Raw genomic sequence first — 24921 nt, 5'->3', positions numbered from 1 at the left:
GCTCACCACACCTGCCGGGGCCGGGCGCGCCTGCCGAACAGCAGGCCCTGCGGCTCCGGCGGGGGCGGGGTGCCCGGCTTGAGCGGCCAGGCGAGCAGCATGCCCGCCACGAAGCCGACCACGTGGGCGGCGTACGCCACCGTCGCGCCGCCCGAGACGCCGTGCCCGGAGGAGTAGACCGCCTGGAGCACGAACCAGAGGCCCAGCACCAGCCAGGCCGGCAGCCTGAGCGGCAGGAAGACCAGGAACGGGACCAGCACCCAGACCCTGGCCCGCGGATACAGCACCAGGTAGGCGCCGAGCACCCCGGCGATCGCCCCGGACGCGCCGATCAGCGGCTCGCCCGAGTCGGCGTTGAACAGGGCGAAGCCGTAGCCGGCCGCGTAGCCGCAGACGACGTAGAAGAGCAGGAAGCGGACGTGGCCCATCCGGTCCTCGACGTTGTTGCCGAAGACCAGCAGGAAGAGCATGTTGCCCAGCAGGTGGAGCCAGCCGCCGTGCAGGAACATCGCCGTGAGCACCGACAGGACCGGGGACTTGTCGTAGGACGGCGGACCCACCACGCAGCCCGGGCCCTGGGGGCCCACGCCCACCTCCCCGGTCGGGACGACTCCCGGCATCCGATGGTGGATCAGCTCCCGCGGGACCGCCGCGTAGTGGTCCACGAAGGCCTGGAGGTGGCACAGCTGGGCCAGGCCGCCGCCCCCGGCCGCGGAACCGGCGGTGCCGGGCGTGACGAGGAAGACGAGGACGCAGGCGGCGATGAGGGCGTACGTCACCACGGGGGTGCGCCGCACCGGATTCACGTCATGGACGGGGATGACCACATGGGAGTAGTGCCCCCGATCGGACGTGCGAATCGGTGAACGCGGCCGGGGAGGCGCGCGTATGTCCCCGCAGCCGACGTGAGGACCGGACGATGAGCGAACGGGTGCCCCCTGCGGTGCAGGCCCTGCCCGACGGCGAGGCGGAGATCTCCCTGGTGGTGCGGCCGCCCTGGGAGGACGCCGCGCGGCTCGGCCAGGAGGCGGGGCGGCCGGCGGCGCAGGCGGGACGGCCGGTGACGCTGGACGAGGCCGGGGGCCACCGGCCGCGGTCGGTGCGCCCCGGCGCGGCGCACGCCGGGCGGCCGCCGCGGAGCAGCCCGCCGCCGTCCCCTCCGGCGCCTCCGTGGCCTCCCTGCCGCGGATCAGCGGATCGGCCTGAGGCCCCTCGTCCGGACCGGGCGGGGCCCGCGGGGTCCGGCCCGGCCCGGACGACGGGCCCTCTAGGCGCCCGTGCGGACCTTCGCCGTCGCCTTCCTCGCCGCGGCCAGGACCGGGTCCCAGACCGGCGAGAAGGGCGGGGCGTACCCCAGGTCCAGGGACGTCATCTGTTCCACCGTCATCCGCGCGGTCAGGGCCACCGCCGCGACGTCCACGCGCTTGCCCGCGCCCTCCCTGCCGACGATCTGGACGCCGAGCAGGCGGCCCGTGCGGCGTTCGGCGAGCATCTTGACCGTCATGGGCGAGGCACCGGGGTAGTAGCCGGCGCGGCTGGTCGACTCGACGGTGACGCTCTCGTACTGGAGGCCGGCGCGGCGGGCGTCCTTCTCGCGCAGGCCGGTGCGGGCGATCTCCAGGTCGCAGACCTTGCTGACCGCCGTGCCGACGACGCCCGGGAAGGTGGCGTAACCGCCGCCCGCGTTGGTGCCGATGACCTGCCCGTGCTTGTTGGCGTGCGTGCCCAGCGGAACGTACTGGTGCTGGCCGGAGACCAGGTTCAGCACCTCGACGCAGTCGCCGCCCGCCCAGATGTTCGCGTGGCCGCGCACGCGCATCGCGAGGTCGGTGAGCAGCCCGCCGTGGGCGCCCAGGGGGAGGCCCGCCGACCGGGCGAGGGCGGTCTCGGGACGGACGCCGATGCCCATCACCACGACGTCCGCGGGGTGCTCGGCGTCGCGCGTGGCCACCGCGCGGACCCGGCCGTCGGCGCCCGTGAGCAGCCCGGTGACCTCCGAGCCGTTGACCATGGTGATCCCCAGGCCCTCCATGGCCCGGTGCACCAGGCGGCCCATGTCCGGGTCGAGGGTCGCCATGGGCTCCTCGCCACGGTTGACGACCGTCACCTCGAAACCGCGGTCGATGAGCGCCTCGGCCATCTCGACGCCGATGTAACCCGCCCCCACCACCACGGCCCGCCGGCCGCGGGTGCGCGTGAGGGTGTCCAGGAGGGCCTGCCCGTCGCCCAGCGTCTGCACGCCGTGCACACCGGGGGCGTCCGCGCCCGGCATGTCGGGGCGGATCGGACGGGCGCCGGTGGCGATGACGAGCTTGTCGTAGGAGGTCCAGGACTCCGCGCCGGAGTCGAGGTCACGCGCGCGCACCCGCTGCCCGGCCACGTCGATCCCGGTGACCTCGGTGCGCAGCCGCAGGTCGATCCCGCGTGCGCGGTGCTCCTCGGGGGTGCGGGCGATCAGCCGGTCCCGCTCGGCGACGGCGCCGCCCACCCAGTACGGGATGCCGCACGCCGAGTAGGAGGTGAAGCCCCCGCGTTCGAACGCCACGATCTCCAGCTCGTCCGGCTTCCGCGTCCGGCGCGCCCGCGACGCCGCCGACATGCCTGCGGCGTCACCGCCGATCACGACCAGCCGTTCCGTCCCGCCCCGCCCACCGCTCATGCTCATGCGAACACGCTACGGGGCGGGCGCGCCCCGTGCGGCCGGCTGCCGGCGGGAGCGCGGCGCGGGGCGCGCCCGCCCCGGGCCGGCGCGGGGGCGTCCGGGGCGTTTGAGAGAGTGGGGCCATGAGCGCAACGGGTAGGAGCACGGGACACGTCGTCGTCGCCGGAGCCGGTGTCGCCGGACTGGCCGCCGCCCACCGGCTGCTGGGGCGCGGCGCGCGCGTGACCGTCCTGGAGGCCTCCGGCCGGGTCGGCGGCAAGCTGCTGCCCGGCGAGATCGCGGGCGTCCGGGTCGACCTGGGCGCCGAGTCGATGCTCGCCCGCCGTCCCGAGGCCGTCGACCTCGCACGCGAGGTGGGTCTGGCCGGCCTGCTCCGGCCGCCGGCCACCGCGACCGCCTCGATCTGGACCCGCGGTGCCCTGCGCCCCATGCCCAAGGGCCACGTCATGGGCGTCCCCGGCACCGCCGCCGCCCTGGCCGGCGTCCTGTCCGACGAGGGGCTGGCCCGCATCGAGCGCGACGCCGAGCTGCCGCGCACGGAGGTCGGCGACGACGTGGCCGTGGGCGAGTACGTGGCGGCGCGGCTCGGCCGCGAGGTCGTCGACCGCCTGGTGGAGCCGCTGCTGGGCGGGGTGTACGCGGGCGACGCCTACCGCATCTCGATGCGCTCGGCCGTCCCGCAGCTCTTCCGGGCGGTCCGCGACCACGACTCCCTGACGGCGGCCGTCCGCGACGTCCAGGCCGGGGCCGCGGCCGGCCGGCGGACCGGCCCGGTCTTCATGGGCATCGAGGGCGGCGTGGGCCGGCTGCCGCTCGCGGTCGCCGCGTCGGTGCGGGCCCGCGGCGGCGAGATCCTGACCGGCACGCCGGTCACCGGGCTGCGGCGGGAGGCCTTTGGCGGCTGGCGGGTCACCGCGGGGGAGCGGACGCTGCACGCCGACGCGGTCGTCCTCGCCGTACCCGCCCCGGCCGCCGCCGCCCTGCTGCGCGCCGAGTCCCCGGGGGCCGCCGCCGAGCTGGCCGCCGTCGAGTACGCCTCCATGGCCCTGGTCACCCTCGCCTACCGCCGCGCCGACCTGGCCCTGCCGGAGGGCAGCGGCTTCCTCGTGCCGCCCGTCGACGGGCACACCATCAAGGCCTCGACCTTCGCCTCGCAGAAGTGGGGCTGGATCGCCGACGAGGACCCCGGGGTGGTCGTGGTGCGCACCTCCGTGGGGCGCCACGGCGAGACGGAGGTGCTCCAGCGCGAGGACGCCGAGCTGGCCGAGGTCTCGCGGCACGACCTGCGCGAGGCCACCGGCCTGGACGCCGTCCCGCTGGAGACCCGCGTCACCCGCTGGACCGACGGGCTGCCCCAGTACCCGGTGGGCCACCACGCGCGCGTGGCCCGCGTCCGCGGGCACGTCGCCGCGCTGCCGGGCCTCGCGGTGTGCGGCGCGCAGTACGACGGGGTGGGCATCCCGGCGTGCGTCGCGAGCGCGTACGCCGCCGTGGACCAGCTCGCGGGCGACCTCCGCGCGGTCGCGGAGCCGACGGCGAACCCGGTGCAGGGCCCGCACGGCGGGGCGGGAGAATAGGGCCCATGAGTGACGACGCCCCCACCACCGAGTCCGGCAGGGTCCCGAACAAGGGCAAGCTGGCCAAGGACCTCAACGAGGTCATCCGCTACACCCTGTGGTCGGTCTTCAGGCTGAAGGACGTGCTGCCGGCGGACCGCGCGGGTCACGCCGACGAGGTCCAGGAGCTGTTCGACCAGCTCGCCGCCAAGGACGTGACGGTCCGCGGCACCTACGACGTCTCCGGCCTGCGCGCCGACGCCGACCTCATGATCTGGTGGCACGCCGAGACCAGCGACCAGCTCCAGGAGGCGTACAACCTCTTCCGCCGCACGAAGCTGGGCCGCGCCCTGGAGCCGGTCTGGTCGAACATGGCGCTGCACCGCCCCGCCGAGTTCAACCGCTCGCACATCCCGGCGTTCCTCGCCGACGAGACGCCCCGCAACTACGTGAGCGTCTACCCGTTCGTGCGCTCCTACGACTGGTACCTGCTGCCCGACGAGGACCGCCGCCGCATGCTCGCCGACCACGGCAAGATGGCCCGCGGCTACCCGGACGTGCGAGCCAACACGGTCGCCTCGTTCTCCCTCGGCGACTACGAGTGGATCCTCGCCTTCGAGGCCGACGAGCTATACCGCATCGTCGACCTCATGCGCCACCTGCGCGGCTCCGAGGCCCGCAGGCACGTCCGCGAGGAGGTGCCCTTCTTCACCGGGCGCCGCAAGGACATCGCCGAGCTGGTCGCCGGGCTCGCCTAGGCGCCCCCGCCCGTCCGGGGGACGGGCGGGGTGCCCCCGGCCGCGCGGCCGGACGGGGCCTGCGGCTCCGGTTCCGGGTGCGGTGCGCAGGTGGCGCGCCGCCCCGGCACGCGGCCTGCCAGCAGGTAGGCCTCCAGGTGCGCGTTGACGCACGGGTTCGGGCCGCCGCCGATGCCGTGCGAGCCCGCGCCCCGCTCGGTCACCAGGGCCGAGCCGGCCAGCCGCCGGTTCATCTCCAGCGCCCCCGCGTACGGCGTGGCGGCGTCCCGCTCGGCGGCCAGGATCAGCACCGGCGGCGTCCGGCCGGGCCCGGTGCGCACGTCCAGCGGCTGCTGCCGGGGCGCCGGCCAGTAGGCGCACGGCAGGTTCGTCCAGACGTTGTCCCAGGTCTCGAAGGGCGCCACGCGCGCGAGCCGCGTGTTGTCGCGGTCCCACACCCGCCACTGGGCCGGCCAGGGCGCGTCGTTGCACTCGACGGCCGTGTAGACGGCGCTGCCGTTCTCCGCCCCGGTGGCCGTCCCCGGGTCCGGCGCGGCCAGCCGGACCAGCGGTCCGGCGTCGCCCCGCAGGTAGGCCGACAGGGCGGCGGCCCGGCTCGGCCAGTAGTCGTCGTAGTAGCCGGTCGTGAGGAACGCGTTGTGCAGTTGCCCGGGGCCGACCCGGCCGCCCGCCGCCCGCGCCGCCAGCCGCTCGCCCGCGGTGTCGTAGGAGCGCTGCACCCGCGCCGCCGTGCGGCCCAGCCGGTACACGTCGTGGTGCCGGGCGACCCAGGCGCGGAAGTCCGCCCAGCGACCCTCGAACGCGGCCGACTGGTCGAGGTTGTCGCGGTACCACACGCGCGCCGGGTCCGGGTCCACCGCCGCGTCCAGCACCATCCGCCGCACGTGCGAGGGGAACAGGGTCGCGTACAGCGCGCCGATGTAGGTGCCGTACGAGACTCCCATGAAGGTCAGCCGGTCCTCGCCCAGCGCCGCCCGCAGCACGTCCAGGTCGCGGGCGTTGTTGAGGGAGGTGTAGAAGCGCAGCCCGGCGCCGGAGCGCCGGGCGCAGCCGCGCGCGTACGCCTTGGCCTGCGCGACGCGCTGCCGCTTGTACGCCTCCGAGGGGTGCGCCGGCGCCTGGGTGGGCCCCTCGAAGAAGTGCCCGGGGTCCACGCAGGACAGCGGCGCCGAAGGCGCCACTCCGCGCGGGGCGTAGCCGACGAGGTCGTAGGCGGCGGCGATCCGCCTCCACTCGGGGAACACGCCGATCAGGGGGAAGTACGTGCTGGAGGCGCCGGGGCCGCCGGGGTTGTGGACCAGGGCACCCTGCCGGGGCACCCTCCGCCTGCCGTTGTGCGGGTCCCTGTGCGTGGCCCGCACCCGGCTGACGGTCAGTTCGATCCGCTCGCCGTCCGGACGGGCGTAGTCGAGCGGCACGCGCACCGTGCCGCACTGCATGCCGCCGGGCGCGTCCTGCCCGGCGGAGCACCTGCCGAAGTCGACGCCGGCCGCCCGGGCGCGGGCCGCGGCCACCGCGACCCCGCGCGTCTCGGCCGTGCCCGACGGGCCCGCGCCCGGGGTGGCGCCGCCCGCCGGGGCCGCGGCCAGGGTGGTCAGGAGCAAGGCACCGGCGGCCGTGTACAAGGCGGCGGTTCTCATCGCGTATCCCTTCGGAGCACGGCGGCGATGGCACGGCTGCCACGGCCCGGCGTCAGCACAAGGGATGTTTCGGCCGGCCGCCGCTGAAGGCAAGCACCGGCCGGCCGGTGTCGTCGCCCGTGCTCCCCGTGCGCCCCGGGAGCCCGCCCCGTTCCCGCCGGACTACTCGCGGTGGGCGAAGGCCGCGCGCGGTTCCGGTCCACCGACCGCGCGGACGCCCCGCACGGCGACGGAGACGAGGAAGGACCGCCCGACGTCGGACCGCCGGACCACCACGGTGACCCAGCCGGTGTGCGCGAGCAGCAGCCGCCGCCCGCGGGCCATGGCGGCCATGGTCGGGTCGACGACCCGCGCGGGGCCGCCGGAGAGGAACGCCGCCCCGTACAGCGGCAGGCCGTGCCCGCGGTCCGGCGCCGGTGTGCGGCCCGGTCCCCCTCCGCGGCGCGGACGGCCGCCAGGCACAGGCGGACGCACGCGAGCCCGGCCAGGGCCCGGGCCAGGAGCAGCAGGAGAAGCCAGAACATGACGTGTTCCTGTGCCGACGGACCGGGAACCGCCATGCCCTGTTCAGCATCCGGACCGGGCGTCGGCGGGTCACGTTCCGTTCCGCCCGCGGGTCAGGGGGTGCCGGACGGCGGCGGGGCGGCGGTGGCGGGCGGCAGCGCGTCCGGCGCGGACGGGGAGGGCGTGACCGGAACCGCGGAGGCGGGGTCGACCGCCGGGGGCGGGGGCACGGGCGACGGGGATCGGGCCAGGTCCCGGGCGAGCGCCGAGAAGTCGACGTAACCCGTCGCCTCCAGGATCCTGATGTGGTCCAGGACGGTCGCGTTGGCGTCGTCGGCGAGGTCCCGCACCAGTGCGTTCCGGGTGCCGGCCCGGACCTGCGCGACCAGGGAGAACACCCGGCCGTGCGCGAGCCGCAGGATGTCCGCGAACCGCCGGTCGAACTCCTGGCCCCGGGCCTCGGTCAGGGTGGCGAGCCACTGCTCCTGCTGCGCGTTGGGCTCGTTGGGCAGGCGGACACCGAGCCGGGAGGCGACGGTCCGGGCGTGGGCGTCCAGCGCGGTGTGCCCGTTCACGAGGTGATGGCCCGCCTCGCGCACGGCCCGGGTGGTCCCCTTGCGCTCCGCGAGCTGTCCGGCGGGCAGCTCCCACAGGCCGGCGAGGCGGACCTTGGTGACGAAGTCCCGGTCCTGCGCGGACAGCGGGCCGTACGGGGTCGTCACGGTCCGCGCGCTCAGCACGCCCGCACCGGCCGCCGCCGGGCGGTCGGCGTACGACCAGAGGGGGTAGAGCAGCGCGACGGCTGTCGCCGCCAGAGCGGTGATGACGAGTCCGGTGCCGCTGAGCGGGCCCCGGCCCTCGACGGGGGGACGCGGTCGCATGGTGCCTCCTGCACCGCACACCGGGGGACGCCGGGTGCGGGATTGGCATATTACGCGGACGGCCGCCCCGGCCCGCGGGCCGTCCCCGGGCGCGGGCCGGGTCCGTGCGGGAGGCCGCGGGCCGACGGCCCGCACTCCGCGCGACGGCGCCCCCGCCGGCCGCCGCTCCCCGCCGGCGCCGGGGAGCGGCCCGGTCCGCTCAGCTCCCGCGCAGGAGCGCCTTCCGGGCCCGTGCCGCCAGCCGGCCGCGGGACCCGGGCGCCGGGCCGGCCCGGTCCAGCCACCAGGCCCGCAGCGCGCGCCGGGCCCCGGCGTCCGCCGGCCGCCCGGTCTTCAGCAGCAGCCCCGCGAAGTCCAGCGCGTCCCGCCGGTACCCCCCGCTCATCGGCCGCCGGCACGCGTATTCCAGGAACGCCTCCCGGTACCCCTCCCCGAGGATCACCGGCAGCTCGGGCGCCACCTTCGCGACCACGTCCGCCCGCTTCGCCGCGAGTGCCCGCGCCTGCACCCGCATCCGCACCCGGTCGAACCCCTCCGGCACCGGCGTTCCCGCCACCAGCGAGGACAGCACCGCGGTCTGCGCGACGCCGAGCCGCTCCCGGGCCCGCGGCGGTACCGGGACGGCGACACCCCCCGCCGGACCGGCGTTGTCACCCGCCGGTCCGGCGGCGTCCGCCCGCCCCGCGGGCGCCGGCCGCCCCGCGTCCGTCCCGGAGCGCCCGCGCCCCGCCCGCACGGCGTGCCGGATCGCCTCCAGTTCTTCCTCCAGCTCCGCCGGCCCGGGGAAGTCTTCGTCCCGTTCCAGCAGCACGCCGGGCGGCACGGTCCGCGCGGCGAGGTCGGCCAGGATGTCGAGCACCGGGCGCGGCACGGGGTGGGCGTGGCTGTCGTGCCAGACCCCGTCGCGCTCGAAACCGCCCGCGACGTGCACGTAGGCCAGGGCCTCCAGGGGCAGCGCGTCCAGTGTCCGCACCGGGTCCTCGCCCCGGTTCACGCGGTTGGTGTGCAGGTTGGCCACGTCGATGAGCAGCCGTACGCCGGTCCGCTCGACCAGCTCGGCGAGGAAGCGCCCCTCGCTCATCTCCTCGCCCGGCCAGGAGAACAGCGCGGCGATGTTCTCCAGGGCCAGCGGCACCGGCAGCGCCTCCTGCGCGATCCGCACGTTCTCGCACAGCACGTCGAGGGCGTCCCGGGTGCGCGGCACGGGCAGCAGGTGGCCCGCCTCCAGGGGCGGGGAGGCGGTGAGCGGGCCGCCCGCCCGGACGAACGCGATGTGCTCGGTGACCAGCGGCGCGCCCAGTGCCTCCGCCCGCTCGGCGAGCGCCGCCAGCCGCTCCTCGTCGGGCCGGCCGGCGCCGCCGAGGCCGAGGGAGACGCCGTGCGGGACCACGGTCACCCCGCGCTCGCGCAGCCGGAGCAGCGACTCGGGCAGGTGGCCGGGACAGACGTTCTCCGCCACGACCTCCACCCAGTCGATGCCCGGCATGCGCTCCACGGCGTCCGCGATCTCCGGCCGCCAGCCGATCCCCGTACCCAGTCCCCGCATGACCCGTCCCCCTCCTGCGCGTGCAGGGGGTATGACCCCGCCGACCGCCCCGGAACCCCCGGTGCCCCGCCTTCAGAGCAACATTTGAGGTTCCCGGGGAGCGGGGGAGCGGGGGAGCGGGGGAGGGGAGAAGGGAACGGGCACGCCCGCCCCCGCCCGTGCCGGGCTGCGCCGGTGCACCGGCCCGGCCGCCCGGTGCCCGTCCAGGGCCTACCGCAGCGCGGGGTGGTCGGCGACCACCGTGCAGGAGCCCGGTGCGATCTCCGTGAAGCCCGCGTCCCGCACCAGCGGCAGCCCGGCGCCGGTCAGCCGGCGCCAGTGGGCGGGCCCGGCGGTCCGTACCGCCAGCGGGAAGCCCGCGTCCCGCCAGGCCGCGCGCGCCTCGTCCGGCAGCGCCCACCAGGCCAGCTGGGCCCCGTGGCCCGCCTGGGCCATCGCCTTGCCGGCCGACATCTCCAGGTCCGGGTTCAGCCACAGCACCGGCTGGGCGGGGTCGGCCCCGGCGGGCGGCTCGGGATCGTCCAGCTCCGTGCCGGAGACCTGGAGCTTCGCCAGGTCCTTGGGCCAGCCGTCCAGCGGGACGGGCACGAAGACCCGCACCTCCGCGGACCTGCCGGTCACCGTGATGCCGGGCAGTGCCCCGGCCCGCCGCCACTCGGCGCCCCGGGCGCGCCGGACGACCTTCCGTATCCGGGCGTCCTCCCAGTCCCGCACCGCCCGGGCCCACTCCCCGTCCCCGGTCGCCCGCTCGTCGCCGAGCAGGAGCACCACCGCGCGCGCGGCGGTCTCCAGCGCGTCCGTCCGGGCGGGGGGAGCGCCGCGCTCGATCCGCACCACCAGGGGCAGCACGTACTGCGGCGCCTCGTCGCGGGGCGTGCGCCCGGGCCGGAAGGGACTGTCGCCCGGGGGCGTGGGAACGTGGTTCACGGGAGCCCACCCTAAGGGGCCCCGCCCGCCGCCCCGCGCTCACCCCGAACAGGCCGTGCGCTGCGCCTCCTGCCACTCGCAGACGGGGCACAGGGTGATGCCCCGGTACGACTCCGGGTACTCCGTCGGCTCCCGGCACAGCACGCACTCCGCGTACGGCGGGCCGTCGGCCGGGGCCGGTCCGGCGGGTCCGGCCGGTCCGGCGGTCGTGCAGTACGCGGTGCCGTCCTCCTCGCTCATGTCCCCGAGGGTAGGACGCTCACCGGTGGCCGCCGCTCTCGCCGATCAGCTCGGAGACCTTCACGAACCGGTAGCCCCGCCCGCGCAGCTCCGGTACGACCGCGCGCACGACCCGCTCGGTGGTCGGGGCGGCGCTGCGGGTGCAGTGCAGGACGACGACCGATCCGGGCCGCACCCCGTCCAGCACCTGCCAAACGACCGCGTCGGCGTCCGTGGCGAACGCGTCCCCGCCCACCACGTCCCACTGCACCGCGGTCACCCCGGACGCGCTGAGCGCGCGCAGCGCCTCGTCGTCGTAGCAGCCGCCGGGGAAGCGGAAGTACGGCAGCGGGTGGGGCACCCCGGCGTTGCGCAGGGAGGTGTACGCCCGCTCGACGTCCGCCCGCATCCGGTCGCCGGAGACGGTCGGCAGGCCGTAGCAGTCGGCGGTGAACGCGTAGTGGCTGTAGGAGTGGTTGGCGATCTCGAACTGCGGGTCGTGGCCCAGGGAGCGGGCCTGGTCCGGGTACTGGTCGGCCCAGCGGCCGGTCATGAAGACCGTCGCCGGCACCTCCAGCGCGCGCAGGGCACCGATCAGCCCGGGGTTGTCGAAGTGCTCGCCGGAGGCGGCGCGGGGCCCCTGGTCGGCGGTCATGTCGGCGTCGAAGGTCAGCGCGACGGTCCTGCCCAGGGTGCGCGGGCCGTGGGCGAAGACGGGTGTCAGGCCGCCCGGGCCGGGGGCGAGCACCGGGGGCCGCGCGGCGGACGGGGTGGCGGGGGCGGGACCGGAGGCCCGGGCGGGGGCCGGGCGGTCGGCGGCCGGGGCGCCCGCGGTGCCGCAGGCGGCGAGGGCCGCGCCCAGGGCGCAGAGGGCGGCGACGCGGCGTACTGGTGCGATCACCGTATGAAAATAGGACTCGATATCCGGTTGTGTGTTCCGATACGTCCGTGGCGCGGGCCGCCGTCACCCGCACGGCGGCCCCGCGCCACGGGCACCGCCCAGGCGGCGAGGCGGTCGAAGCCGGCGGCCGGGTCGCCGGTGCCGGGGTGAAGTGCTCGCCGGTGACGACGGCCACGTCGACGTCGAGGTCGCCGGCCAGGGCGGGACGGGACGGTCCGGGGGCGGTCCTGAGCCAGTACGACTCGGTGATCCGCCGCATCTCGCGCATGGGCGCCGGGTACCCGCCCGGCCCGCCTCACGTGTGCCGCGTCAGCCGCTCCCGGCAGGCGGCCACGTCGAAGTCCGCCTCCGGGTACCGGGGGTCGAGGTCCCGCAGGTGCTCCAGCAGCAGCCGGCAGACCGCCCAGTTGCGGTACCACTTGCGGTCCGCCGGCACCAGGTACCAGGGCGCGTGCGGTCCGGCGCAGCGCTCCAGCACGGTCGCGTACGCCTCCTGGTAGGCGGGCCACAGCGCGCGGTCCTCGATGTCACCGGGGTCGAACTTCCAGCGCTTGTCGGGCCGGTCCAGGCGGCGCAGCAGGCGCCGCCGCTGCTCCTGCGCGGAGAGGTGCAGGAAGCACTTGACGACGGTCACGCCGTCGTCGGCGAGGGACCGCTCGAAGTCGTTGATCCGGCCGTAGCGGCTGCCGATCTCGGCGGGCACGGCGAGGTGCCGCACCCGGGCGACCAGGACGTCCTCGTAGTGCGAGCGGTCGAAGATGCCGATCTCCCCGGGCCGCGGCAGCGCGCGCCGCACCCGCCACAGGAAGTCGTGCGCGCGCTCCTCGGCGGTGGGCGCCCTGAAGGCCCGGACCCGGCAGCCGGCCGGGTTCAGCAGGCCGGCCACGTGCTTGACCGTGCCGCCCTTGCCGCTGGTGTCCATGCCCTGCAGCACCAGCAGCACCCGGCGGCGGTCGCCCGCGGTGGACGCCGCCCACAGCCGGTCCTGCAGGGCGGCCAGGCGCCTGCCCATGCGCCCGGTCTGCGCGAGCGCGGCGTCCTTGCCACCGGGGTCGCCCGGGGTCGCCCGGGTGTCGTGCGCGGACAGGTCGACCGGCTCGCCGGGCGGCAGGCGCAGCCGCGTCCGCAGCTCCTGCTCCCCGGCCCCCTTCTTCGTCATGCGGTGCCCCTTCCGGACCGGCTGCCCCGGCGGCCCGATCGGCGGCCGGACCTCGATGGTGCGCCGCTCCGGCGGAGCGCGCCAGTGTCCGTGCCGGGGCCCCGGCACGGACACTGGCGCGCTCCGCCGGAGCGGGGCCTAGCCGGAGCGCGTTCCCGCCTGCCCGTCCGGCACGGGCAGCTGCGCCCGCTCCAGGAAGCGCAGCAGCTCCACCGGGAACGGCAGGACGAGGGTGGAGTTCTTCTCCGCCGCGACCGCCACGATCGTCTGCAGCAGCCGCAGTTGGAGGGCGGCCGGGGTCTCGGACATCTGCTCGGCGGCCTCGGCCAGCTTCCGGGAGGCCTGCAACTCGGCGTCGGCGTTGATGATCCGGGCCCGGCGCTCGCGGTCCGCCTCGGCCTGGCGGGCCATGGACCGCTTCATCGTGTCCGGCAGGGACACGTCCTTGATCTCCACCCGGTCGACCTGGATGCCCCAGCCGACGGCCGGACTGTCGATCATCAGCTCCAGGCCCTGGTTGAGCTGCTCCCGGTTGGACAGCAGGTCGTCCAGGTCGCTCTTGCCGATGATCGACCTGAGCGAGGTCTGGGCCATCTGCGAGACCGCGAACCGGTAGTCCTCAACCTTCACCAGCGCGCTGGCCGCGTCGACCACCCGGAAGTAGACGACCGCGTCCACGCGCACGGTCACGTTGTCGCGGGTGATGCCCTCCTGGGCGGGGACCGGCAGCGTGACGATCTGCATGTTGACCTTGTGCAGCCGGTCCACGAAGGGAATGACCAGCGTCAGCCCGGGCGACCGCACCTCTCCCGTGACCCGCCCCAGCCGGAACAGCACCCCCCGTTCGTACTGCTTGACCACCCGCGCCGCCATCGCCAGGTACACGAGGCCGGCGCAGGCGACCGCCACGAGGGCACTCAGCAGGATCTGGAGCATGGGGACCTCCTCGAAGAGGCCTGTTGTGTCCGCTGGTGCCACGATATGCCCGGTTCGGGGCGGAAGCCATGGGCGGCGCCCGGGCCGCGGTGTCTCAGGCCCCCGTGCCTCCCGCCGCCTCGACGGGCCGGGGCGCGGCCCCGAGCCGCAGCGCGGTGACCCGCACCGGTTCCGTGCCCGCCGCGCTGTGCCGCTGGGCCCAGTTCTCCAGGGCCGTGCGGCAGGCGTGGTCCAGGTGGTGCAGGCCGCTGAGGTCCAGCCGCACCGGGCGGTCCTGGGGCAGCGACTCCAGGGTGTCGAGGATCCTCGGCAGCCGCAGGAAGGTGGCGTTGCCCGACAGGGACGCCCGGACCGGGCCGGTGCCCCCGTCGACCACCTCCAGCTTGATGTGCGAGGCCTCCCACGCCGTCTTGACGACCGACAGCGCCAACCCGACGAGCACGCCCTCGAACATGCTGACGGCGACGATCGACACGGCCGTGACCATGAGGATCAGCGCCTCGCCCCGGTGTTCACGCCACAGCACCGCCAGCGTCCGGACCGGCACCAGCTTGGCGCCCGCGTGGATCAGCACGCCGGCCAGGGCCGGGACGGGGAAGTAGGCGAGCACGCCCGGCAGCAGCGCGGCGAACAGCAGCAGCCACACGCCGTGCAGGACGCGCGAGGCCTTCGTCCGGGCGCCCGCCTGGACGTTGGCCGCGCTGCGCACGATCACCGCGGTCATGGGCAGCGCGCCGAGCAGCCCGCACACGGTGTTGCCCGCGCCCTGGGCCATCAGCTCCTGGTCGTAGCGGGTGCGCGGGCCGTCGTGCAGCCGGTCCACGGCCGCCGCGCTGAACAGCGACTCGGCGGACGCGATCAGCGTGAACGCCACGACCGTGCCGAGCACCCCGAGGCCCGCCAGTTCGGTGACGGAGCCGAGCGGCGGCGGCTGGACCGCGTCCAGCAGCCCCTTCACCTCCACGGTCGCCACCGGCAGGTCCAGCGCGAGCACGGCCAGCGTGGCGAGCCCCACCGCGGCGAGCGGACCGGGCACCGTCCGCACCTTCGCCGGCAGGTGCTTCCACAGGACCAGGACCGCCACCGTGCCCGCGCACAGGGCGAGCGGGACGAGCGCGTCCCCGTTGCCGAGGGCGTCCGCGAACGCCCCCGGCAGGCCGGCCATCTTGCCCAGGCCCGAGTCGGGGGCCTTCGTCGCCATGGCCGGGTAGAGCTGACCGGCTATCAGCACCAGGCCGATTCCGGCCAGCATGCCCTCGACGACCGACACCGAGATGGCCCGGAAGTACCGGCCCAGCCGCAGTGCCCCCATGAGGACCTGGAGCAGACCGGTGGTGAGCACGAGGAGGCCGAGCATCGGCAGCCCGAACTCCTCGACCGCCTCGAAGACGAGCACGGTCAGTCCGGCGGCCGGCCCCGACACCTGCAGGCTGCTGCCGCGCATCAGGCCGGTGACGAGGCCGCCCACGATGCCGGTGACCAGGCCCAGTTCCGCCGGCACCCCGGAGGCGACGGCCACGCCCACGCACAGCGGCAGCGCGACCAGGAAGACGACGAGGGAGGCGGCGAAGTCCTGCCGCAGGAAGGGTAAACGGGACGTGCGTGCGGTGGTGTTGCTGCTCATCGGCGCGCTCACAGGGCTTCGAAGGTGTCGGTCTGCGGACGGTGCGTGCGGACGGTGCCGGTGTGCACCTCGTAGTACCAGCCGTGCAGGCCGAGCCCGCCCCGTGCCAGCTTCCGCTCCACGCACGGGTACGAACGCAGCCGCAGCAGCTGGGTCAGGACGTGGCTCTGGACGCCCTCGGCGACCTCCGGGTCCTCGGCCGCCCCGACCGGGCGCGGAGTGGCGTGTGCCAGCCAGTCGCGCACGGCGGGCACGGCGGTCAGGTCGTCGCCGCGCACGAGCGCGCCGACGGCGCCGCAGTGCGAGTGGCCGCAGACGACGATGTCGCGGACGCCGAGCACCTCCACGGCGTACTCGATGGTGGCGGCCTCGCCGGTGGGATGCGGCGAGTCGTACGGCGGGACGATGTTGCCCGCGGTGCGCAGCTCGAACAGCTCGCCGGGGCGGGCGCCCGTGATCAGGGCCGGGACGACCCGGGAGTCGGAGCAGGTGATGAACAGCGCCTGCGGGGACTGGCCCCCGGCGAGTTCGGCGAACTCCTCAGGGCGCTGTCCGAACGTACGGGCGTTGTCGATGAGGGGCTGCATGATGGGCGGACTCCTCCTGGCGCGCCGTGGCGGCGCGTCGGACTCGGACGACGGTCATGGGGTGGGCGCGGCGGTCCCGGGAGCGGGACGCCGGCCGTGGGGGAGGGGAGGGAGAGCGGGGGCCCGCTCTCAGCAGCGCAGGACCTGGAGGGCCGCCGGAGTGCGGGCCCCGGGGGGTCTCGTGGCGTGCTCGTGCGGGGCACCGCACGCGCCGGGCGGGTGCGGTGCGGCGGCCTGCCGGGATATCGGCGCGCGCTCGGGTGCCCCGGCGGAGGCGGGGCCGCGCTGCCGGTCGCGCAGGCACGGCACGGTGGTCACGGGCCGATGCGGGTGGCGCGGCTCGCGGAGGGTGTCCGCTCCGGCGCGCGCCGGCTGCGTGGAGGGGGTGATTCCAGGCCCGGCCTTGGCCTTCGCATGACCGAGTGTGTGCGCGGAAGCGAAGGTTCCCGTGGGTGCGAGGAACTGCAGGGCGAGCAGGGCGGCGGCGAGGAGGGCGAGTGCGGTCCGGGCCCCCGTGCCTCGGAACATGGGCCCACCTCCCCGACGTCCACGTCTTTTGCGCTGACCAAGTCTTGGTCAACGGTTGGTCAAGAAGTACGTTAGCCGTCCGCAGTCCTTTGCGGGGTCAACGGCGGGTTGCGCGCGTGAAAGAGCGTGAAAAGTGCGGGTCGCATGGCGAGAAACGGCCCTTGACCCGCGAAGGGGTGGCCGTTTAGTGGACGGTGGTGCGCACGGTCGCTACGGGGTGACGAGCCCCTCGGCCTCCCGGGCCAGCGCGGTGAGCCGGGACATCGCGCGGAAGTACTTCTTGCGGTAGCCGCCGTTCAGCATCTCCTCGCTGAACAGCCGGTCGAACGGCAGGCCCGAGGCCAGCACCGGGACCTCCCGGTCGTAGAGCCGGTCGGCCAGCACCACCAGCCGCAGCGCCGTCGACTGGTCCGGTACCGGCCGCACGCCGGTGAGGCACACCGCCGTCACCCCGTCGGTCAGCGCGCCGTACCGGCTCGGGTGCACCCTGGCCAGGTGCTCCAGCAGCTGCGGGAAGCCGTCCAGGGAGGCGCCCGCGGTGGCGCGGGCCGCCTTCGCGACCTCCTCGTCGGTGAACGGCGCCGGCGCCTTAGGCAGGCCGCGGTGCCGGTAGTCCTCGCCGTCGATGCGCAGGGTGCGGAAGTGGGCCGACAGGCCCTGGATCTCGCGCAGGAAGTCGGCCGCCGCGAACCGGCCCTCGCCGAGCCTGCCGGGCAGCGTGTTGGAGGTGGCGGCGAGCGCCACGCCCGCCTCGACCAGCCTGCCGAGCAGCGTCGACACCAGGACCGTGTCGCCGGGGTCGTCCAGCTCGAACTCGTCGATGCATAGCAGGCTGTGACCGGACAGGGTCCGCACCGTCTCCTGGAAGCCGAGGGCGCCGACCAGGTTGGTCAGCTCCACGAAGGTGCCGAACGCCTTGCGGGCGGGCTCGGCGGGGGCGGCGTGCCAGAGGGAGGCGAGCAGGTGGGTCTTGCCGACGCCGTAGCCGCCGTCGAGGTAGACGCCGCGGGGGCCGGCCGGGGTCCTGGACGCCCTGGACCTGCCGAACCCGAACAGGCCGCGCCGGCCGGTGCCCGGGGGCTGCGCGCCGCCGAGCCCGGCCGCGAAACCCTCCAGCACCCGTACGGCCTCGGTCTGGCTCGGCCGGCCGGCGTCCGGGACGTACGTCGAGAAGCGGACCGAGTCGAAGCGGGGCGGCGGCACCATCTCGGCGACCAGCCGGTCCGCGGGGACGCGGGGCTCGCGCGAGCACAGGGACAGCGGTTCCGCGCCGGTCAGGGGGCCGGTTCCGGGGGCGGTGGAGGAGGAGGACACGGTCACCCATGCTAAGCGCCGTGTCACACTGCACGGCATGCGACGCCTGTTCCCTGTGACCGACGAAACAGCAGCTCCCGCCCGGGGCGGGACGCCGGGGGACGGTGCGGCCGGGGGCGGGGGGCACGAGTGGGGCCTCGCCGAGCTGGCCGCCGCCTACGCCTACCCGGAACCCCCCGCCGGCGACCCCCGGCCGTGGCTGAGGGCCAACATGGTCTCGTCCCTGGACGGCGCGGCCCAGCACGAGGGGCGCTCGCAGCCGATCTCCAGCGCCGCCGACATGCGGATCTTCGGCACGCTGCGGGCGCTGGCGGACGTCGTCCTGGTCGGTGCGGAAACGGTACGGCAGGAGGGGTACCGCCCGGCCCGCGCGCGTGCGGAGTTCGCGGCCGCCCGAGCGGCCGCCGGACAGGCCCCGGTTCCGGCCGTCGCGATCGTCAGCGCGGGACTGGAGCTGGACTTCTCCCTGCCGCTGTTCACCTCGCCCCTGGTGCCCACGCTCGTGCTCACCGGCGCCGCCGCGGACCCGGACCGCGTGGCCGCCGCCGAGCGGGCCGGCGCCCGCGTGGTCGTCGCCGGCGCGGGCGGGACCGTCGACCCCGCCCGCGCGGTGGACGCCCTCGCCGCCCTCGGCCACACCCGGCTGCTCACCGAGGGCGGGCCCCGGCTGCTGGGCCAGCTGGTCGCCGCCCGTGTGCTCGACGAGCTGTGCCTGACCGTCTCGCCGATGCTGACCGCGGGCGACGCGCAGCGCATCGCCCGGGGCCCGTCCGTCGCCGTCCCGCACCGCTTCGCACTCGTGTCCCTGCTGGAGGAGGACGGATTCCTGTTCAGCCGCTACCAGCGTGTCTGACATCGGTGGAATCGACCGTTCCGTTTCACTTCCGGCGGGCGGCCCCCCGTCCGGTACTACTCGTCCGCTCACGGGGCAGGATGGTTTCCGCAGGGCCCTGCCGGGCCCGCGGAGGACGCAGGGCCGACGGGCCCCGAAGGAGAAAGAGGCGCCGGGTGTTCACAAGCGTTCTGATGATCGAGAAGGCCCTGACGTCCGCCGACGTGGAGTTCGTCACCACCTTGCACGGGGACGAGCCGGTCGTCTTCCACGTGCTGCTCCAGCCCCGCGGGGACCAGGCGGACCGCCTGCTGCGGGCCATCGACGACGTCGCGCTCGGCGAACTGGACGAAGCCGTCCGCGAGGGGGAGACCCCCGAGGGCGAAGAGGCCAAGAGCGTCGGGCAGCGGGCCCTGGAGGTGTCCTTGCAGGCCCTGCGTGCGGCGGGCAGCGGGGCGGAGGGGCGGCTGGTCGAGGAGCACCCGCTGGACGCGCTGAAGGGGCTGGTCGCCGAGGTGCGCGCGGACGAGGTGATCGTGCTGACCGACCCGCACTACGTGGAGGAGTTCTTCCACCGTGACTGGGCCTCGCGGGCGCGGCACCGGGTGGGCGTACCGGTGCTGAAGCTGTTCTCCCACAGCAAGGCCTAGGGTCCCTCGTCCGGACCGGGCAGGGCAGGTCCCTCGTCCGGACCGGACCGGGGAGCGGTGCGTCCCCCGCGCGGCACCCGGCGCTCCAGCGCATAGGCTAGGGCTGCTCAGCCTCGTACCGGATCTTGGGGAGAAAAGCGCATGGCACCCGGACTTCCTGCCGCCATGGACCGACCGCACTTCATCGGCATCGGCGGCGCCGGGATGTCGGGGATCGCGAAGATCCTCGCGCAGCGCGGGGCCCAGGTCACCGGCAGCGACGCCAAGGAGTCGGCGACCGTCGGGGCGCTGCGGGCGCTGGGCGTCACCGTGCACGTCGGGCACGCCGCCGCGCACCTCGCCGACGACGCCAGCTGCGTCGTCGTGTCGTCGGCGATCCGCGAGGACAACCCGGAGCTGGTCCGCGCCGCCGGGCTGGGCATCCCCGTGGTGCACCGGGCCGACGCGCTGGCCGCGCTGATGGAGGGGGCGCGGCCCGTCGCGGTGGCCGGCACCCACGGCAAGACCACCACCACCTCCATGCTGGCGGTCTCCCTCACCGAGCTGGGGCTGCGGCCGTCGTACGCCATCGGCGGCGACCTGGACGCGCCCGGCTCGAACGCGCTGCACGGCGAGGGCGACCTCTTCGTCGCCGAGGCGGACGAGTCGGACCGCAGCTTCCACAAGTACGCGCCCGAGGTCGCCATCGTCCTCAACGTCGAGCTGGACCACCACGCCAACTACGCCTCGATGGACGAGATCCACGCGTCCTTCGAGACCTTCGCCGGCCGGATCGTGCCCGGCGGCACGCTGGTGGTCTCCGCCGACCACGAGGGCGCCCGCGAGCTGACCCGGCGGCTGGCCGGATCGGTGCGGACGGTGACGTACGGCGAGGCCGAGGACGCCGACGTCCGGGTCCTGTCGATCGTGCCGCAGGGGCTGCGCAGCCGGGTCACCGCCCGGCTGGACGGACAGGAGCTGACCTTCACGGTCTCCGTACCCGGCCGGCACTACGCCCTCAACGCCGTCGCCGCGCTCACCGCCGGCGCCGCCCTCGGCATCCCGGCCGGCGAGCTGGCGCCCGCGCTCGCCGCGTACACCGGGGTCAAGCGGCGCCTGCAGCTCAAGGGCGAGGCGGCCGGCGTCCAGGTGATCGACTCCTACGCCCACCACCCCACGGAGATGACCGCCGACCTGGAGGCCATGCGGGGGGCCGCCGGTGACGCGCGCATCCTCGTCGTCTTCCAGCCGCACCTGTTCTCCCGCACCCAGGAGCTGGGCGAGGAGATGGGCCGGGCGCTGGCCCTCGCGGACGCCTCCGCCGTCCTGGACGTCTACCCGGCCCGCGAGGACCCGATCCCCGGCGTGACCAGCGAGCTGATCGTCGAGGCCGCGCGCGCGGCGGGCGCCGACGTCACCGCCGTGCCCGACGGGACGGAGATCCCCGAGCTGGTCGCGGGAATGGCGAAGCCCGGTGATCTCGTTCTCACCATGGGCGCAGGTGACGTGACCGACCTGGGCCCGCGGATCCTGGACCGCCTCGCACGGCGGTAGGCAGCACGGAAGGGGCTGAGGCTCGATGTCGTACGACGTGGAGAAGCCGGACGAGCAGTGGCGGGCGGAGCTGACCCCGACGGAGTACGCCGTACTGCGCCAGGGGGCCACCGAGCCGGCCTTCACCGGCGAGTACACGGACACCAGGGCCGAGGGCGTCTACTCCTGCCGGGCCTGCGGTGCCGAGCTGTTCACCTCCGGCACCAAGTTCGAGTCGCACTGCGGCTGGCCGAGTTTCTACGACCCGAAGGACACCGACGCGGTGGAACTGGTCGAGGACCGCTCCCACGGCATGGTCCGCACCGAGGTCCGCTGCGCCCGCTGCGGTTCCCACCTGGGCCACGTCTTCGCGGGCGAGGGCTATCCGACCCCGACCGACCAGCGGTACTGCATCAACTCCGTCTCGCTGCGGCTGGCCACCGACGGGGGCTGAGCGAGCACGGCGCGCGGCCGGGCCCGGCCGGTGCGGGGCCCGGCCGCCGCGCACCCGGCGGGCTCGTCCGGCCGCCCTCCCGGCCCCGTACGGGGGCGGCGCGCCGGTCACCGGTGCCCCGTGCGGACACGGCGCCCGCCGTGGCCGCCGGAGCGCCGGGACACTCGCGGTCTAGACTCTCCCCGCAGCGGCCTGCGCATCGAAGACCGTGGCCGAAAGAGGGCAGAAATCTGCCAGACCCGGAGGGTATTCGGCGTTTTGATACGGATAGATTCAGTCACGAAGCGGTACCCGGACGGCACGGTCGCGGTCGACCGGCTGTCCTTGGAGGTACCGGACCGCTCGATCACCGTCCTCGTCGGCCCCTCGGGCTGCGGCAAGACGACCACACTGCGGATGATCAACCGGATGGTGGAGCCCACCGAGGGCAGCATCCTCCTCGACGGCAAGGACGTCCGGCAGCAGCCGGTCAACACCCTGCGTCGGTCGATGGGGTACGTCATCCAGAACGCCGGGCTCTTCCAGCACCGCACCATCGTCGACAACATCGCCACCGTGCCCCGCCTGCTGGGCTGGAGCAGGCAGAAGGCGCGGGCGCGCGCCGCGGAACTGATGGAACGGGTCGGGCTGGACACCGCGCTGGCCACGCGGTACCCGTACCAGCTCTCCGGGGGCCAGCAGCAGCGCGTCGGCGTGGCCCGGGCGCTCGCCGCCGATCCGCCGGTGCTGCTGATGGACGAGCCCTTCTCCGCCGTCGACCCCGTCGTGCGCAAGGGCCTGCAGGACGAACTCCTGCGCCTGCAGGACGAACTGGGCAAGACCATCGTCTTCGTCACCCACGACATCGACGAGGCGATCAAGATCGGCACGATGGTCGCCGTGCTGCGCACCGGCGGCCGGCTGGCCCAGTTCGCCCCGCCCGCCGAACTGCTCAGCGCGCCCGCCGACGCCTTCGTGGAGGACTTCCTCGGCGCCGACCGGGGCATCCGCCGGCTGTCCTTCTTCCCGTCCGGGGAACTGCGGCTGCTCAGCGCGCCCGTCGTCGCGATCGACGCGGGCGCGGCGCAGCTCGCCGAGCGGTCCGCGGCCGCGGCCGCCCCCTACCTCCTCGTGACCGGTCCCGACGGCAGGCCGCTCGGCTGGGGCGCGCCGGACGACCTCACCGCCGGCGCGATCGACCCCGGGCGGCTGCTGCCTTACGGGCGGCCGTTCGTGCCCGGCACCGACTCGCTGCGCGCCGCGCTCGACGGGGCCGTGCTCTCGCCGACCGGGTGGGCGGTCGCGGTGGACGGCGGGGGACGCGCCCTCGGCGTCGTCTCCCAGCAGACCATCGGGGAGGCGATCCGCGCCGCCCACGGCCGGGTGGCGGACCGTGCCGACGCGAAGGCCGTGCGGTGAGCGGCTTCTTCGACATCCCCAGCGACCTCCAGCACAGTTACGCCGGACTGATCGGCCTGCACCTGCGCGAGGCCCTGCTGCCGGTGCTGGCCGGGCTGCTCGTCTCGCTGCCCCTGGCCCAGCTGTGCGTGCGCTTCCGCTGGCTGTACCCGCCCGTCCTCGGCGTCACCACCGTGCTGTACGCCATCCCGTCGCTGGCCTTCTTCGTGGTGCTCATCGACTACACCGGCCAGACCGAGACCACGGTGATGATCCCGCTCGCCCTCTACAGCCTGGTGGTGCTGGTGCCGGCGATCGTGGACGGCGTCCGCTCGGTGCCGCCGGAGACCCTGGCCGCCGCCACCGCCATGGGCCTGGGGCCCGTGCGGCGTTACTTCCAGGTCCAGCTCCCCATCGCCGTACCGGCGATCATCGCGGGACTGCGGGTGGCCACCGTGTCGAGCATCTCCCTCGTCAGCGTCGGCATGCTCATCGGCAACCAGGGCGCCCTGGGCAACCTGCTCAACGACGCCAGCATCTACCACCGCCCCGAACTCGCCGTGACCTCGGTGCTGACCATCGCGGCGCTGGCCGTCCTCGCCGACGCCGTGCTGATCCTCGTCCGGCTGCTGCTGACCCCCTGGATGCCGAGGAAGGGCGCCGCCCGGTGAACGTACTGCACTTCGTCCACGCCTTCCTGAGCGACGGCGCCCACTGGCACGGCTACGACGGCATCCCCACCCGGGTCGCCGAGCACGTCCGGTACACCCTGCAGGCCCTGGCGATCGCCGCCGTGATCGCACTGCCCGTCGGCCTGGTCACCGGCCACACCGGGCGCGGCGGCAACGTCCTCGCGCTGGTCGCCACCACGGGCCGGGCGCTGCCCAGCTTCGGCCTGCTGGTGCTGCTGTTCATCTGGATCGGGTTCGGCCTGCTGCCGGTGATGATCCCGCTGGTGGCGCTGGCCGTCCCGCCGATCCTGGTCACCACCTACGAGGCGGTCCGCTCGGTCGACCCCTCCCCGGTCGACGCCGCGCGGGGCATGGGCATGTCCGAATCCCGGGTGCTGTTCCAGGTGGAACTCCCGGTCGCGCTCCCGCTGATCCTCACCGGCCTGCTCACGGCCACCATCCAGATCGTCTCCACCGCCACCATCGCCGCCTACATCAGCCTCGGCGGCCTCGGCCGGTACATCATCGACGGCCTCTACCAGAAGGACTACGAGAAGGTCGTCGGCGGCGCCACCCTGGTCGCCGGGATGGCGCTCACGACCCTCGCGCTGTTCTGGCTGATCGGCCGGCTCGCGGTGTCGCCGGGGGTGCGCAGGAGCAACTGACCCGCCGGCTACGTCCCGGTGCGGGCCAGCGCCAGCTCCAGCACGACGAGCAGCGCGTCCCGCACCGAGCCGCGCTCTCGGGCGTCGAACACCACGACCGGGACGCCGTCGGAGACGTCCAGCGCCCAGCGGACCTCGTCCAGCGAGTGCTCCACCTCCCCGTCGAAGGCGTTGACCGCCACCGCGAACGGGACACCCTTGTGCTCGAAGTAGTCCACGGCCGCGTAGCAGTCGTCCAGGCGGCGGGTGTCGACGACGACCAGCCCGCCGACCGCGCCCTCCACGATGTCGTCCCACATGAACCCGAACCGCTCCTGCCCGGGAGTGCCGAACAGGTACAGCTTCAGCGTCGGGTCGATGGTGACGCAGCCGAAGTCCATGGCCACCGTGGTGGTGGTCTTGCGCGGCGTGTGCGTGAGGTCGTCCACCCCCGCCGCGACCTCGGTGATCGACGCCTCCGTGGTCAGCGGCTCGATCTCCGAGATCGCGCCGACGGCGGTGGTCTTGCCCACGCCGAAGCCGCCCGCGATCACCATCTTCACCGGCAGCGGCGGCCGGACGGCGGTGTGCGCGGCCGTGCTCCGAAGGAGCGGTTCAGTCGGTGTCACTCAGTACCCCTCGGGAGTCGGGGACGGCCCGCAGGCCATCGATAACCCTGCGCAGGACGGAGGCGTCGTGGGTGGAGGCGGCGTCGGGCACGTACACCGCCAGCCGCCCCGCGTCACGCAGGTCCTCGGCGAGCACGCGGACCACGTTGAGGTGCAGGCGCAGCCGGGCCGCGACCTCCGCGAGCGACTGCGGCAGCCGGCAGGCGGCAACGATGTCGCGGCTTTCGAACGAGAGTGCGCCGAGCGCCTCCAGGCCGGCGACGGTGGCCACCACCTGCGTCTCCACCGGCATCGCCCGGCCGGAGGAGGCGTCCGCCACCCGGCCCGCGGTGACCAGGAACGGCCGTACGGCGGGGGCGGGGCCGACCGGGTCGCTGCCCGGGGGCGGGGTGCCGTCCGCCATGACTGCC

Annotated in this window: 25 protein-coding genes and 2 pseudogenes; 10 read left to right on the top strand and 17 right to left on the bottom strand. The window is 75.2% G+C overall.

The features are described from left to right. Nucleotides 1-2: 2 nt before the first annotated feature. Nucleotides 3-827 carry a rhomboid family intramembrane serine protease gene (locus QQY24_RS07030; RefSeq protein ID WP_301971812.1) on the bottom strand — a complete coding sequence of 275 codons (825 nt, stop codon included), beginning with the start codon at nt 825-827 and terminating at the stop codon, nt 3-5. Between the two features lie 92 nt (nt 828-919). Between QQY24_RS07030 and QQY24_RS07025 the strand changes: the two are divergent. Beyond that, a pseudogene (locus QQY24_RS07025) lies at nt 920-1132 on the top strand (hypothetical protein); the annotation flags it as partial. A 135-nt stretch (nt 1133-1267) separates the two neighbouring features. Here the strand turns inward: QQY24_RS07025 and QQY24_RS07020 are convergent. Continuing rightward, nucleotides 1268-2665: an FAD-dependent oxidoreductase gene (locus QQY24_RS07020; RefSeq protein ID WP_301971811.1), complete on the bottom strand. Its 1398-nt coding sequence runs from the start codon at nt 2663-2665 to the stop codon at nt 1268-1270. Nucleotides 2666-2784: 119 nt separating this feature from the next. Between QQY24_RS07020 and hemG the strand changes: the two genes are divergently transcribed. Then, on the top strand, nt 2785-4239 hold the full coding sequence (gene hemG / locus QQY24_RS07015; RefSeq protein ID WP_301971810.1) for a protoporphyrinogen oxidase: 1455 nt from the start codon (nt 2785-2787) through the stop codon (nt 4237-4239). A gap of 5 nt (nt 4240-4244) precedes the next feature. After that, complete coding sequence (hemQ, locus tag QQY24_RS07010) at nt 4245-4976, top strand: hydrogen peroxide-dependent heme synthase (protein WP_301971809.1); 732 nt, start codon at nt 4245-4247, stop codon at nt 4974-4976. Here the strand turns inward: hemQ and QQY24_RS07005 are convergent. From QQY24_RS07005 to zapE, 13 genes and pseudogenes are all read right to left on the bottom strand, one after another. Next, the gene (locus tag QQY24_RS07005) at nt 4973-6616 is read right to left on the bottom strand and encodes an alpha/beta hydrolase (RefSeq protein WP_301971808.1); all 1644 of its coding nucleotides are present in this window, start codon (nt 6614-6616) and stop codon (nt 4973-4975) included. The two genes, hemQ and QQY24_RS07005, sit on opposite strands and share 4 nt — an antisense overlap. Before the next feature lie 228 nt (nt 6617-6844). After that, nucleotides 6845-7140: pseudogene (locus tag QQY24_RS07000) on the bottom strand (TIGR04222 domain-containing membrane protein); the annotation flags it as partial. Between the two features lie 93 nt (nt 7141-7233). Beyond that, complete coding sequence (locus QQY24_RS06995) at nt 7234-8001, bottom strand: DUF4142 domain-containing protein (RefSeq protein WP_301971807.1); 768 nt, start codon at nt 7999-8001, stop codon at nt 7234-7236. A 199-nt stretch (nt 8002-8200) separates the two neighbouring features. After that, nucleotides 8201-9547 carry a DUF692 domain-containing protein gene (locus QQY24_RS06990; protein ID WP_301971806.1) on the bottom strand — a complete coding sequence of 449 codons (1347 nt, stop codon included), beginning with the start codon at nt 9545-9547 and terminating at the stop codon, nt 8201-8203. 210 nt (nt 9548-9757) lie between these two features. After that, nucleotides 9758-10474, bottom strand: a complete 717-nt coding sequence (locus QQY24_RS06985; RefSeq protein WP_301971805.1) for an aminoacyl-tRNA hydrolase — start codon at nt 10472-10474, stop codon at nt 9758-9760. 39 nt (nt 10475-10513) lie between these two features. Then, nucleotides 10514-10714: a hypothetical protein gene (locus QQY24_RS06980; RefSeq protein ID WP_301971804.1), complete on the bottom strand. Its 201-nt coding sequence runs from the start codon at nt 10712-10714 to the stop codon at nt 10514-10516. Between the two features lie 19 nt (nt 10715-10733). Beyond that, nucleotides 10734-11594: a polysaccharide deacetylase family protein gene (locus QQY24_RS06975; protein ID WP_301971803.1), complete on the bottom strand. Its 861-nt coding sequence runs from the start codon at nt 11592-11594 to the stop codon at nt 10734-10736. A gap of 295 nt (nt 11595-11889) precedes the next feature. Continuing rightward, on the bottom strand, nt 11890-12753 hold the full coding sequence (locus QQY24_RS06970; RefSeq protein ID WP_301971802.1) for a PPK2 family polyphosphate kinase: 864 nt from the start codon (nt 12751-12753) through the stop codon (nt 11890-11892). Nucleotides 12754-12891: 138 nt separating this feature from the next. Next, entirely contained in the window at nt 12892-13689 is a 798-nt protein-coding gene (locus QQY24_RS06965; protein WP_301971801.1) for a slipin family protein, read from the bottom strand. Nucleotides 13690-13783: 94 nt separating this feature from the next. Next, a complete protein-coding gene (locus tag QQY24_RS06960; RefSeq protein ID WP_301971800.1) occupies nt 13784-15313 on the bottom strand; it encodes a SulP family inorganic anion transporter in 1530 nt (509 codons plus the stop codon). An 8-nt stretch (nt 15314-15321) separates the two neighbouring features. Beyond that, a complete protein-coding gene (locus QQY24_RS06955) occupies nt 15322-15900 on the bottom strand; it encodes a carbonic anhydrase (protein WP_301971799.1) in 579 nt (192 codons plus the stop codon). A 129-nt stretch (nt 15901-16029) separates the two neighbouring features. Continuing rightward, nucleotides 16030-16428, bottom strand: a complete 399-nt coding sequence (locus QQY24_RS06950) for a hypothetical protein (RefSeq protein ID WP_301971798.1) — start codon at nt 16426-16428, stop codon at nt 16030-16032. A gap of 210 nt (nt 16429-16638) precedes the next feature. Continuing rightward, nucleotides 16639-17742, bottom strand: coding sequence for a cell division protein ZapE (gene zapE, locus QQY24_RS06945; RefSeq protein WP_301971797.1), 1104 nt, complete (start codon nt 17740-17742; stop codon nt 16639-16641). A 37-nt stretch (nt 17743-17779) separates the two neighbouring features. Here zapE and QQY24_RS06940 point away from each other — a divergent pair, with 37 nt between their 5' ends. From QQY24_RS06940 to QQY24_RS06910, 7 genes are all read left to right on the top strand, one after another. Further along, nucleotides 17780-18595, top strand: coding sequence for a pyrimidine reductase family protein (locus QQY24_RS06940; RefSeq protein ID WP_301971796.1), 816 nt, complete (start codon nt 17780-17782; stop codon nt 18593-18595). Between the two features lie 155 nt (nt 18596-18750). Then, nucleotides 18751-19224, top strand: coding sequence for an indole-3-glycerol phosphate synthase (locus QQY24_RS06935; protein ID WP_301971795.1), 474 nt, complete (start codon nt 18751-18753; stop codon nt 19222-19224). 141 nt (nt 19225-19365) lie between these two features. Further along, complete coding sequence (gene murC, locus QQY24_RS06930) at nt 19366-20757, top strand: UDP-N-acetylmuramate--L-alanine ligase (RefSeq protein WP_301971794.1); 1392 nt, start codon at nt 19366-19368, stop codon at nt 20755-20757. Nucleotides 20758-20782: 25 nt separating this feature from the next. Continuing rightward, a complete protein-coding gene (gene msrB, locus QQY24_RS06925) occupies nt 20783-21190 on the top strand; it encodes a peptide-methionine (R)-S-oxide reductase MsrB (protein WP_301971793.1) in 408 nt (135 codons plus the stop codon). 258 nt (nt 21191-21448) lie between these two features. Next, complete coding sequence (locus tag QQY24_RS06920; protein WP_301971792.1) at nt 21449-22588, top strand: ABC transporter ATP-binding protein; 1140 nt, start codon at nt 21449-21451, stop codon at nt 22586-22588. Continuing rightward, nucleotides 22585-23238, top strand: a complete 654-nt coding sequence (locus QQY24_RS06915) for an ABC transporter permease (RefSeq protein ID WP_301971791.1) — start codon at nt 22585-22587, stop codon at nt 23236-23238. The genes QQY24_RS06920 and QQY24_RS06915 overlap by 4 nt, the downstream gene beginning before the upstream one ends. Further along, entirely contained in the window at nt 23235-23903 is a 669-nt protein-coding gene (locus QQY24_RS06910; RefSeq protein ID WP_301971790.1) for an ABC transporter permease, read from the top strand. Before QQY24_RS06915 ends, QQY24_RS06910 begins: the two co-directional genes overlap by 4 nt. An 8-nt stretch (nt 23904-23911) precedes the next feature. Here QQY24_RS06910 and QQY24_RS06905 read toward each other — a convergent pair whose 3' ends face one another. Both QQY24_RS06905 and QQY24_RS06900 read right to left on the bottom strand, forming a co-directional pair. Further along, nucleotides 23912-24511: an ATP/GTP-binding protein gene (locus QQY24_RS06905; protein WP_301971789.1), complete on the bottom strand. Its 600-nt coding sequence runs from the start codon at nt 24509-24511 to the stop codon at nt 23912-23914. Then, complete coding sequence (locus QQY24_RS06900) at nt 24498-24914, bottom strand: DUF742 domain-containing protein (RefSeq protein WP_301971788.1); 417 nt, start codon at nt 24912-24914, stop codon at nt 24498-24500. Before QQY24_RS06900 ends, QQY24_RS06905 begins: the two co-directional genes overlap by 14 nt. Nucleotides 24915-24921 lie beyond the last annotated feature (7 nt).

The sequence above is a fragment of the Streptomyces sp. TG1A-8 genome (assembly GCF_030499535.1).
In the GTDB taxonomy this organism is placed as follows: domain Bacteria; phylum Actinomycetota; class Actinomycetes; order Streptomycetales; family Streptomycetaceae; genus Streptomyces.
This window is presented reverse-complemented; position numbering and strand designations above follow the sequence as displayed.

What these genes read in the sequence shown, in the direction of transcription:
- QQY24_RS07020 (WP_301971811.1), bottom strand. Translation starts at nt 2,665, where the DNA reads ATGAGCATGAGCGGTGGGCGGGGCGGGACGGAACGGCTGGTCGTGATC.
- hemG (WP_301971810.1), top strand. Translation starts at nt 2,785, where the DNA reads ATGAGCGCAACGGGTAGGAGCACGGGACACGTCGTCGTCGCCGGAGCC.
- hemQ (WP_301971809.1), top strand. Translation starts at nt 4,245, where the DNA reads ATGAGTGACGACGCCCCCACCACCGAGTCCGGCAGGGTCCCGAACAAG.
- QQY24_RS07005 (WP_301971808.1), bottom strand. Translation starts at nt 6,616, where the DNA reads ATGAGAACCGCCGCCTTGTACACGGCCGCCGGTGCCTTGCTCCTGACC.
- QQY24_RS06995 (WP_301971807.1), bottom strand. Translation starts at nt 8,001, where the DNA reads ATGCGACCGCGTCCCCCCGTCGAGGGCCGGGGCCCGCTCAGCGGCACC.
- QQY24_RS06990 (WP_301971806.1), bottom strand. Translation starts at nt 9,547, where the DNA reads ATGCGGGGACTGGGTACGGGGATCGGCTGGCGGCCGGAGATCGCGGAC.
- QQY24_RS06980 (WP_301971804.1), bottom strand. Translation starts at nt 10,714, where the DNA reads ATGAGCGAGGAGGACGGCACCGCGTACTGCACGACCGCCGGACCGGCC.
- QQY24_RS06970 (WP_301971802.1), bottom strand. Translation starts at nt 12,753, where the DNA reads ATGACGAAGAAGGGGGCCGGGGAGCAGGAGCTGCGGACGCGGCTGCGC.
- QQY24_RS06965 (WP_301971801.1), bottom strand. Translation starts at nt 13,689, where the DNA reads ATGCTCCAGATCCTGCTGAGTGCCCTCGTGGCGGTCGCCTGCGCCGGC.
- QQY24_RS06960 (WP_301971800.1), bottom strand. Translation starts at nt 15,313, where the DNA reads ATGAGCAGCAACACCACCGCACGCACGTCCCGTTTACCCTTCCTGCGG.
- QQY24_RS06955 (WP_301971799.1), bottom strand. Translation starts at nt 15,900, where the DNA reads ATGCAGCCCCTCATCGACAACGCCCGTACGTTCGGACAGCGCCCTGAG.
- QQY24_RS06950 (WP_301971798.1), bottom strand. Translation starts at nt 16,428, where the DNA reads ATGTTCCGAGGCACGGGGGCCCGGACCGCACTCGCCCTCCTCGCCGCC.
- QQY24_RS06940 (WP_301971796.1), top strand. Translation starts at nt 17,780, where the DNA reads ATGCGACGCCTGTTCCCTGTGACCGACGAAACAGCAGCTCCCGCCCGG.
- murC (WP_301971794.1), top strand. Translation starts at nt 19,366, where the DNA reads ATGGCACCCGGACTTCCTGCCGCCATGGACCGACCGCACTTCATCGGC.
- msrB (WP_301971793.1), top strand. Translation starts at nt 20,783, where the DNA reads ATGTCGTACGACGTGGAGAAGCCGGACGAGCAGTGGCGGGCGGAGCTG.
- QQY24_RS06900 (WP_301971788.1), bottom strand. Translation starts at nt 24,914, where the DNA reads ATGGCGGACGGCACCCCGCCCCCGGGCAGCGACCCGGTCGGCCCCGCC.